Below are 10,264 nucleotides of genomic sequence, written 5' to 3' on the forward strand. Positions count from 1 at the left end.
CCGCCCGTCCGGCAGCGTCACCGCCTCCCCCGCGTGCAGCGTGCGGTAGAGCGGTTTGGGGATTCCGAGCGCCTCGGCCTTTTGCGGGTTGAAGACCGGCTTGCGGGCCACCCGCACCCGGTAGCCGTAGCAGGGGATGCGGTGCTTGAGGAGGAGGCTGGAGACGGTCAGGCCGTCCCAGCCGTCCAGCGCGTCCCCGGCGCCCAGCTCGACGAGCTCGACCGGGTAGGGCACCGGCGCGATCATCATCAGGGCGGGCACGACGTACCGCAGGCCGGGCGGCCCCGCGATCGTGAGCGGGGTGGTCTTGCCGCTGTTGCCCGCCGAGAGCAGCAGCCCGGGCAGCCCGGCGACATGGTCGGCGTGGTAGTGGGTGATCAGCAGGGTGTCCAGCCGGCTCAGCCGGCACCCGGCCGCCCGCAGCGCGAGCTGGGTCCCCTCGCCGCAGTCAATGAGCAGCGCGCGGCCCTGGTATTCCATCCAGCAGCAGGTGAGCCAGCGGTTCCCCAGCGGCATGAAGCCGCCCGTCCCCGGCAGACAGACCGACAGCATCCAAATTCCCCCTTTCTCCGCGGATATTCCTATTATAGCACGGCGGGGGGCGGTCTTTCCTCCCGCGGTTGACTTTTCAGGCAAAATGATGCAGAATGTGATTAAAATATGTGGCTCATCTGGAAGGATCGTGCATCAAAACGCGCCTTTCCGCACACCTATTAGAAAGAAGCGGCGCGGAGGACGGCTTTGCGTTCCCGCCCGCCCGAATCGACACCACCGCAGCATGAAGAAAGAAAGGATTTCGATCAAAATGTCTGTCAAACGGATTACCGCAATCTGCCTGGCGCTCGTCATGATGCTCTCCCTGGCAGTCGGCGCGTCTGCGGCATCAAACTACAGCCTCAAGGTCCAGAATAAGTATGTCCAGTTTTACAGGGGAGGAAGCCTCACCGGGTCCTATCTCTCCAAGGACGGGGCGGTGTCCCTCACCTCGAGCAAGGGCGACCTGCTCGTCTGCTTCACCGACTCGACCGGAAAGTCCCGCCGGATCACGCTGGGCAGCCAGTCCGACCTGAGCGTCACCGGCTCGCTTCCCTCGCTTTCCCTCTCCAAGACGCTTGACAGCGACGTTCAGGTGACCATCGGCGGCACGGTCGGCACGCTGACCGTAGCGGGCGCCAACAAGGTCACCGTCTCGCGCGGCGCGACGGTCACGACCGCCAAGCTCACCAGCAGCAAGGCCAAGCTGACCGCTTCGAGCGGCTCCAGCGTTAAATCGGTGACCGCCGTGACCAAATCGTCCGTCTCGGGCACCGTCGGCTCCCTCAAGACGGGAAGCGGCAGCGATTCGGACAGCACGAGCGGTTCCTCCGCCCTCAAGCTGAGCACCCGGACGATTGACGCCGATTACGGCGACAGGCTCAGCTCGCTTCAGGACGACCTGGAGGAAAACGTCACCGCCTCCTATAACGGCCGCAAGGTGTCGGGCAGGGTGAGCTGGGTCTCCTCCGGCAGCACCGCGATCCGCCGCAGCGGCACCGTGCGCTTCCTCTTCACCCCCGACAGCAGCAGCTACAAAAAGACCTACGGCTCGATCTACATCGACGTGGACGGGGGCGACGACGATGAGGACAGCAGCACGAGCAGCACCGGCGTCAAGCTGACCACCAAGACGATCCGCGCCGATTCGGGCGACCGCCTGCGCGACCTGGAGGACGACCTCGAGGACAACGTGAAGGCCACCTACGACGGCAAGACGATCTCGGGCGAGGTGAGCTGGGATTCCTCCCGCTCCACCGTCGTCAAGAAGAGCGGCAGCTACAAATTCGTCTTCGAGCCGGACAGCAGCCGGTATAAGACCACGACCGGCACCATCCGCATCACCGTGGACGGCGATGACGATGACGGCGATGACGACGTCGAGCTGCGCATCGGCTCGATCAACGTCAAGAACACCACCACCCGCCTGCGCAGCCTCGTGAGCGAGCTTGAGGACGAGGTCGACGCCTACGACGACGACGGCGACCGCATCAGAGGCGAGGTCAAATGGGTCTCCGACACCACCCGCGTGACCAAGACGGGCTACTATGAGTTCTACTTCATCCCCGACAGCAGCAAATACGACCGGGTGCGCGACGAGATCAAGATTACCGTCAACGGCAGCGGCTCGAGTTCGAGCAGCAAGAAGCTGACCCTCAAAACCGACAGCTTCAAGGCCGACAAGGACGACCGCCTCTACTACTACGAGGACAAACTCGAGGACAACGTCACCGCCCGCAACAGGGACGGCGACAAGGTGAGCGGCAAGGTCAAGTGGGTCGACGAGAGCGCCCGGATCACCAAGACGGGCAACTACGACTTCTACTTCATCCCCGACAGCAGCAAGTACGAGAAGACCCGCGGGCAGATCAAGATCACCGTCAGCGGCAGCGGCAGCGGCGCGGTCCACTTCAACACCTCCTCCTTCCGCGCGGACAAGAACGACCGGCTCTACGAGTACGACGACGAGCTCGAGGACAACGTGCACGCCTACAATTCGGACAACGACCGGCTGGACGGCGATTTCGAGTGGGTCGACGAGGACACCAAGATCACCAAGAGCGGCTACTACAGCTTCTATTTCTATCCCGACAGCAGCAAATACGACCGGACCAAGGGACAGATCAAAATCAACGTCCGCTGACAAACGAACGAAAAAAGGCGGCCCGCGCTCAGCGGGCCGCCTTTTGGATTCCCGGGGACTATTTTACGTCGAAGCGGTAGATGGTCGTGTGGTCGTAGGGCTCGCCCGCCCGCAGGACGGGATTCGGCCACTCGGGGTGATTGACCGAGTCAGGCGCGAACTGCGTCTCGAGGCAGAGGCCCCCCCGTTTCTCATAGTAGCAGCCCTCCTTGCCGAGCTGGGTGCCGTCGATGAAGTTGCCCGAATAGAACTGCACGCCCGGCAGGGTCGTCAGGCAGGTCATATGCCTTCCGCTCGCCTCATCCCACATTTCGGCGCAGGGGCCGAGCTCGCCCGCGGGGGAATTGAGCACCCAGTTGTGATCGTAGCCGCCGCCGTAGTTGAGCGGGAGATAATCCGCGTCGATCCGCTCCCCGACCCTGTGGTAATCGCGGAAGTCCATCGGCGTGCCCTCCACCGGCAGGACCCTGCCGGTCGGGATGCTCTCGGCGTCCGCCTCGGTGAAATGGTCGGCGTAAATTTTCAGCCGCTGGCCGAGGATCGTGCCCGAGTTGTGGCCCGCGAGGTTGAAGTAGGCGTGGTTGGTGAGGTTGCAGACGGTGTCCGCGTCGCTCGCCGCCTCGTAGTGCAGGACCAGCTCGTTCCGGTCGGTGAGGGTATAGGTCATCGTGACGCTCAGGGCGCCGGGGTAGTGTTCCTCCCCGTCGGGGCTCACCAGCCGCAGGCGCAGCGCCTGCCCCTCCTCGCAGGAGATCACCTTACCGGCCCACAGCTTCTGGTCAAAGCCGACCGTGCCGCCGTGCAGGTGGTTGACGCCGTTGTCGTTGAGCGCGAGCTGGTACTCCTTCCCGTTGAGGGTGAACCGGCCCTTGCCGATGCGGTTCGCGCAGCGGCCCACCGCCGCGCCGAGATAGTATTTGTTCACCTTGTAGCCCGCGTAATCCCCGTAGCCGAGAATGACGTCGGCCAGCTTTCCATCACGGTCGGGCGCGAGGACCGACACGAGGTGGCCGCCGAAGTCGGTCGCGGACACCTGCATGCCGTTTTTGTTCCGCATCGTATAAAGGGTCGACTGTCCCAAGTCGGTCATCAAATAGGGGGCCTGGGTGATCGTTGTCATCTCTACCGCTCCTTCTCCTCATCTCTGTCATGGACTGCGAACATGCTTCTATTATAGGCGCGTTTGCCCGGAAAGTAAAGCAGCCCGCCAAACGGCGGGCCGCTTTTTATTCCGCCGTCCCGGCGGGGGCGGTTTCATTTTTCTCCGTGTCCCGGGCCTCCCGGCGCGACGCGATCACGATCAGGGTGCCGCGCGCGACCTCGATGCGCGCCGTATCGGCGGAAAACTCGTTGCTCACCCCGATCGGCATCGACGGGGAGAGCCGCGCCCCGGTGAGCGGGTATTCCACCCCGCGCAGCGTCACGCCCTCACATTCCCCGGCGGCGAAGACCGACAGATACCATCCCTCCATGCGGGGCAGCTCGAGCGCGCCGTCCCTGACCGCCCAGGCGCGGTTATCCGCCGAAAGGATGACTCCCCGCGCGCCCTGCGTGCAGAGCCAGCAGAGGGCCTGCAAATTGGCGACCGTGTGGTCGAGCCTGCCGCCCAGCGCGCCGACGATCACGAACTCCCGGCAGCCGCGGCCCAGCCCCAGCCGCAGCCCCGTCATCGTGTCGGTGTCGTCCTTGCGCACGGGGGTGCGCACCACTTCGACGTCCGGGGCGATCTCCCCGCCGTAGGAGTCGAAGTCCCCGACCGCGAGGGCGGGCTTCAGCCCGAGCCGCAGCGCGGCGGGATAGCCCGCGTCGCACGCGATCACGAGGTCGCCCGGCGCGGCTTTCAGTTCCACGCCGGCGCGGTCCCCGGACGGCCCGCCCGCGACCAAGAGACAGCGGCCCGTCCCCCTGGGGGCGGGCCGTCTCTTTACGCGCATGCAGTCGGGCGGGTTGGGGCGCGTCTTATGGAAGGCGATGCACGCTTCGCAGTCCCCGTGGCGGGGGCAGTCTCGCGGGCAGGCGCAGTCGGGATTCTTCGGCATCATTTTTTCTCCTGTGGGTCCTTCAGTTCCCATTCCTTCAGCTTCTTCGCGTCTTCATAGAGCGCGCGGTAGCTCGCGTGGCGCGACGGGTGGATCTTCCCCTCCCGCAGCGCCTCGAGCACGGCGCACCCCTTTTCCACCGTGTGGGAGCAGCCGGTAAACCGGCAGTTCCCCGAAAATTCAGCGAATTCCGGAAAGCAGCCGGCGAGCTCCTCCTTGCGGATGATCTCGTACCGTTCGAGGTCGACCGCCGAAAAGCCCGGCGTGTCGGCGATCCAGCCGTCCTCCCCGATGGGATAGAGCTCGACGTGGCGGGTGGTGTGCCTGCCGCGGCCGAGCTTGCGGCTTGTCTCCCCCGTCGCGATCGACAGCCGCCCGTCGATGCGGTTGAGTAAGCTCGATTTGCCCACGCCCGTGTTGCCGGAAAAGGCGCTGATCCCGTGGGAGAGCGCCGCGCGGATCTCTTCGAGGCCCTCGTCGCTCTGCCGGGAGACGGCGAACACCGGGATGCCGACCGTCCGGTAGATCTCCTCGAGCGCGTCGGGTCCGCCGAGGTCGCTCTTGGTGATGACGAGCATCGGGCGGATCTCCTTGTGGCAGGCGATCGCCATCAATTTATCGATGACAAGCGCGTTGGGCGCGGGGTCGGAGACCGAGGCCACGATCACAAAGGTGTCGACGTTGGCCAGCGGCGGGCGCACGAGGGCGTTTTTGCGGGGCAGGATCGCCGTGACGTATCCGGACGCCTCCCCCGTCGGCTCGAGCTCGACGCGGTCCCCGACCAGCGGGCTCACCCCCTCCTTGCGGAAGAGGCCGCGCGCGCGGCACTCATGGAGGGCGCCGTCCGCCTGCACGTAATAAAAGCCTCCCGTCGCCTTGACGATCAGTCCTGTGCGCTTGTCCATCGCCGTTACTCCGCGAAGTCGGACGAGTAGTCGTCCAGCAGGTAGTAGCCGTTCTCGTCGAAATCGAGGTCGTAGACCTGGTAGAGCTCGCCGTCGAAGTAGATCTTGACCGACGCGTAGCCCTCGCCGGTGAAGTAGGCGGGCCACCTGCCCAGCTCGGCCGGGTTAACCGTCTCCTTCTGCACCTCGGTGCCGTCCTGCGTCGCCGTCATCTCGACCATCCGGTCGACCCCCGCGGGCAGCGGGATGATGAGGCGCAGGCGCTTGTTCGACTCCGCCGTGCCCGCGATCGTGATGTCGACCGGCGTGCGCGGCGACACCTGGGAGTCCTCCGCCGGGCTCTGGCTGACGACGAGGCCGTTCATCGCCTCGTCCTCGTAGTCCTCGTCGTAGGTGATCTTGCCCACCAACAGGCTGCGCTGCTGGAGCAGGAGCTTGGCGTCGTCGAGGCTGATCCCCTCGAGCGGGGGCACCGTCACCAGCTTCTCCTCGCGGCCCATGCTCTTATAGACGGTGACGATGTCGCCCGCCGCCACCTGGTCCCCCTCGGAGGGGATCGTCTGCACGACGCTGCCCGCCGGGACGGTGTCGCTGTACATCTGCTTGGGGTCGGCCGTCAGCCCCCACTCGGTCAGCTTGGCGACGACCTGCTCGTAGTCCTGGCCCGAAAAGTCGGGCAGCGTGACCATCTGCTTGCCCTTGCTGATCTTGACGCGGATTTCCGAGCCGACCTTGACCGTCGTGCCCTCCTTGGGGCTCTGCTCGTAGATGACGCCCTTGTCATAGTCGGTGTTGTAGACCGGGTCGTCCTCCGGGACGATCTCGAACTCCTCGTATTTGGGGGAGACGCGCACCACGTCGTATTTTTCTCCCACGAGATTGGGGACCTTCTTGTCCTCGACGCTCGCGAAGGGGTTGTTGAGGTAGATCATCCAACCGATGAAGGCGGCCGACACGATGACGAAGGCGGCCGTCACCCCCGCGAGCACCGGGATGACCGGGGCGCGGCGGGGCTTGTCCTTTTTCTTTTTCTCCTTCTTGCCGCGGCGGGCGTTCTGGATGGCGTCGGAATATTTGCTGTCGTCGTGCGCGAGGGGCGCGCTGAGGTACTTGTACTCGAAGGAGATGGAGGGGTCGCGCTTGAATTCGTCGATGTCGCGGAGCATCTGCGCCGCCGACTGGTAGCGCTTGCCCGCGTCCTTCTCCATCGCGTGCATCGTGATCTCCTGGAGGCCCTCGGGGATCGAGGGGTTCACTTCGCGGGGGAGCACCGCCTTGGACTGGATCTGCTTGAGCGCCACCGACACCGGCGTGTCCGCCTCGAAGGGCACCTTGCCGGTGAGCATCTCATAGAGCATCACGCCCACCGAATAGATGTCGGTGCGCGCGTCGATCGTGTCGCCCGCCGCCTGCTCGGGGGAGATGTAGTGCACCGAGCCGATCGCCTTGTCGGTGAGGGTGCGCGTCTCGCTGCGCGCGAACCGCGCGATGCCGAAGTCGGTGATCTTGATCGTGCCGTCCGAGAGGAGCATGATGTTCTGCGGCTTGATGTCCCGGTGGACGATCCCCTTGTCGTGCGCGTGCTGGAGGGCCCGCAGGATCTGGACGGTGAAATGCACCGCCTCCTTCCACTTGAGGACCTTCTCCTGCTCGATGTATTCCTTGAGAGTGATGCCGTCGATGAACTCCATCACGATCGACTGGAGCCGGTCGGAAAAGCTCACGTCGTACACCCGCATGATGTTGGGGTGGTTCAGCACCGCCATCGCCTTCGATTCGTTCTTGAACCGGCGGCGCATGTCGGCGTTGTCCATATATTCCTCGCGCAGAATCTTGACGGCCACGATCCGGTCCTCGATGGTGTCGTACGCCTTGTAGACGTTCGCCATCCCGCCGATGCCGATGATCTCCATGATCTCATATCTGCCGTCGAGCTTCTTGCCCAGATATTTATCCATCTGAATTGTCCTCCCGCTTATTTCGCGACAACGACGGCCGTGATGTTGTCCGGCCCGCCCGCCTTGTTCGCTTCGTCGATCAGCAGGAAGATGTCCTGCTCGCTTGCGCACGTGGTAATGAGCTCCATATGTTCCTCCGGCGGCGCGTAGTTATAGAGCCCGTCGGTACAGAGCAGCAGCCTCCCCGACGGGAAGGGCTGTTCCATGTACTCCACTTCCACCGTCCGCTCCACGCCCAGCGCGCGGGTGATATAGTTGCGTTTCGGGTGGCTGCGCGCCTCCCGTTCGGTGATCTCGCCGCTCTCGATGAGCAGCTGCACCACGCTGTGGTCCCGCGTGATCCGCCTCAGGGGCCCGCCCTCCGCCGCCAGGTAGGCGCGGCTGTCGCCCGCGTGCGCGATATAGAGCATGTCTCCCAGCAGCACCGCCGCGACCACCGTGGTCCCCATGCCGCGCAGCCTCTCGTCCGCCGCGCCCATGTCGTAGATCACCGCGTTGGCCGCCGTGACCGCCGAGAGCAGCAGCGGCTTCACCGAGGCCGGGAGGGGATGCGCCGCCAGCCCGCGCGAAAGCGCCTGGCCGATGATCTCCACCGCCCGTGAGGAGGCGATGTGGCCGCCGTTTTCGCCGCCCATCCCGTCGCACAGCACGACATAGGCCGTGGACGCGTCGACGATCTCATGGACATAGGCGTCCTGGTTCGTCGCACGCACACAACCCTTGTCGGTGCCGCCAAATATCCGTATCAATTGAAATCCCCCTTTTCCGCGCGCGGCGTCCTGCCTCGAATCGCCCGCCGCGGCTCATGTCCGCCCCGCGGACCCGGCCCTATTCCCGCGCGGCGTCCTGCCGCCGCAGCTGCCCGCAGGCCGCGCTGATGTCCGCGCCCAGCTCCCGGCGGATGGTCGCGTTGACCCCCAGCCGCTGCAGCTCGTGCTGGAACCGCTCGATCGCGGCGCGGTCCCCCCGCCGGTAGCCCGTCTCCGCGACGGGGTTCACCGGGATGAGGTTGACGTGCGCGCCCATGCCGCGCAGCCGCGCGGCAAGCTCCGCCGCGTGCTCCGGCGCGTCGTTCACGCCGGCGATCAGTGCATATTCAAACGAAATCCGCCGCCCGGTGGCTTCAAAATAGTCGCGGCAGGCCTCCAGCAGGCGGTCGATATGATACTTTTTGTTGATTGGCATGGAAAGATTCCGAATCGTATCATTCGGCGCGTGCAGCGACACCGAGAGGGTGAGCTGCAATTTCCGCTTTGCTAGCTCGTAGATCCGGTCGACCAGCCCGCAGGTGGAGAGGGAGACGTGCCGCAGGCTGAGGCCGAGCCCCCGCGCGTCCGAAAGGTTCTCCAGAAACGCCATGACATTGTCGAAGTTGTCGAGCGGCTCGCCGATGCCCATGAGCACGACGCCGTCCACCCGCTCGCCGCTGTCCGCCTGCGCGGTGTAGACCTCGTCGAGCATCTCGGAGGCGGTCAGGTCGCGCATCCGGCCGGCCAGCGTCGACGCGCAGAATTTGCAGCCCATCCGGCACCCCACCTGCGTCGAGATGCAAAGGGAGTTCCCGTGGCGGTAGCGCATCAGCACCGCCTCGACGCAGTTGCCGTCCCGCAGCTCATACAGGTATTTTACCGTACCGTCTATGTTGGAAACAAGTCTTTTTTTGATACGGATGGCGTTTATGTAGAACTTTTCGTCAAGCTGACCGCGCAGGGAGGCCGGGAGATTGCTCATTTCGGCAAATGTGGACACCCTTTTTTCGTGCAGCCAGCCGAAAATCTGCCCCGCGCGAAAGCGCGGCAGCCCCAGCTCCGCGACCGCCGTTTCCAGTTCCGGGAATGTATAGGATTTCAGGTCCAGCCCGCCCATTCGTTCACCGCCCCGCAGTCAAAATGTTTGGCCCGATCACCGCCGCTCGAGGCAGGCGGTGAAAAAGCCGTCGGTATCCTCCCGCTCCCCCGTGTGGGTCTCCTGCGAGATCAGGCCGAAGCCCCCGTTCTCCGCGAGGAACCGCTCGACGACCCGCTCGTTTTCCGCCGGAAGCAGCGTGCAGGTGGAATAGACCAGCCGCCCGCCGCTCCTAAGGTATTGTGAGGAGGTTTGCAGGATTTTATACTGGATTTCCGGCAGATTCTGGATGCTCCCGGGGGGCTTGTACTTGATCTCCGGCTTGCGGCGGATGACCCCGAACCCCGAGCAGGGCACGTCGCAGAGCACCCGGTCGAATTCCCCGAGCGCGGGGTCGAAGATTCCCGCGTCCCCCGCCGAGGCGGTGACGATCGACACGCCCAGACGGCGCGCGCCCTTTGCCACCAGATCGGCGCGCTTTTGGTGCAGGTCGCGCGCGACCACCTCTCCGCGGTTTTCCATCCGCTCGGCGATCGTGAAGGTCTTGCCGCCCGGCGCGGCGCACGCGTCAAGCACCCGCTCGCCCGGCAGCGCGCCAAGCGCCTCGGCGCAGAGCTGGGAGGCGCGGTCCTGCACGTGGAAGAGCCCCTCCGCGAAGGCGGACAGCGTCTCGACGGCGAGCCTGCCCCGCACCGCCACGCAGCCGCCGGGCGGCGCGGCCGGGACGGCTTCCGCCCCCTCCGCCGCGAGCCGCCCGCAGAGCGCCTCCGGCGTGGTCCGCAGGGTGTTGGCGCGCAGGTAGACGGGCGCCTTGCCGAGCGAGCCCGCGAGCATCCGCAG

The 10,264-nt window shown here is 65.2% G+C and carries 9 protein-coding genes; 1 reads left to right on the plus strand and 8 read right to left on the minus strand.

Annotated elements, in window-relative coordinates; translation table 11 throughout:
• Positions 1–552: MBL fold metallo-hydrolase (locus ACZO3G_RS13725; RefSeq protein ID WP_486847343.1), on the minus strand; the 552-nt coding region annotated here is incomplete at its 3' end.
• A gap of 253 nt (positions 553–805) precedes the next feature.
• Here ACZO3G_RS13725 and ACZO3G_RS13730 point away from each other — a divergent pair.
• On the plus strand, positions 806–2,677 hold the full coding sequence (locus ACZO3G_RS13730) for a hypothetical protein (RefSeq protein ID WP_276871763.1): 1,872 nt from the start codon (positions 806–808) through the stop codon (positions 2,675–2,677).
• Between the two features lie 58 nt (positions 2,678–2,735).
• Here the strand turns inward: ACZO3G_RS13730 and ACZO3G_RS13735 are convergent, their stop codons facing one another.
• The 7 genes from ACZO3G_RS13735 to ACZO3G_RS13765 form a co-directional block, all read right to left on the minus strand.
• Positions 2,736–3,797: an aldose epimerase family protein gene (locus ACZO3G_RS13735; protein WP_276871762.1), complete on the minus strand. Its 1,062-nt coding sequence runs from the start codon at positions 3,795–3,797 to the stop codon at positions 2,736–2,738.
• A 106-nt stretch (positions 3,798–3,903) separates the two neighbouring features.
• On the minus strand, positions 3,904–4,716 hold the full coding sequence (locus ACZO3G_RS13740; RefSeq protein ID WP_172439140.1) for a thiamine diphosphokinase: 813 nt from the start codon (positions 4,714–4,716) through the stop codon (positions 3,904–3,906).
• On the minus strand, positions 4,716–5,621 hold the full coding sequence (gene rsgA, locus ACZO3G_RS13745; protein WP_276871759.1) for a ribosome small subunit-dependent GTPase A: 906 nt from the start codon (positions 5,619–5,621) through the stop codon (positions 4,716–4,718). Before rsgA ends, ACZO3G_RS13740 begins: the two co-directional genes overlap by 1 nt.
• 5 nt (positions 5,622–5,626) lie before the next feature.
• Complete coding sequence (pknB, locus tag ACZO3G_RS13750) at positions 5,627–7,579, minus strand: Stk1 family PASTA domain-containing Ser/Thr kinase (protein ID WP_276871756.1); 1,953 nt, start codon at positions 7,577–7,579, stop codon at positions 5,627–5,629.
• A 17-nt stretch (positions 7,580–7,596) separates the two neighbouring features.
• On the minus strand, positions 7,597–8,328 hold the full coding sequence (locus tag ACZO3G_RS13755) for a Stp1/IreP family PP2C-type Ser/Thr phosphatase (RefSeq protein WP_276871754.1): 732 nt from the start codon (positions 8,326–8,328) through the stop codon (positions 7,597–7,599).
• A 79-nt stretch (positions 8,329–8,407) separates the two neighbouring features.
• Positions 8,408–9,445 (minus strand): dual-specificity RNA methyltransferase RlmN, encoded by a 1,038-nt coding sequence (rlmN, locus tag ACZO3G_RS13760; RefSeq protein WP_276871752.1) that lies wholly within the window; start codon positions 9,443–9,445, stop codon positions 8,408–8,410.
• A 36-nt stretch (positions 9,446–9,481) separates the two neighbouring features.
• Positions 9,482–10,264, minus strand: a 783-nt coding sequence (locus tag ACZO3G_RS13765; RefSeq protein WP_486847344.1) for a methyltransferase domain-containing protein, incomplete at its 5' end; no start/stop codon positions are given.

It is taken from the genome of Anaerotruncus sp., from assembly GCF_057433415.1.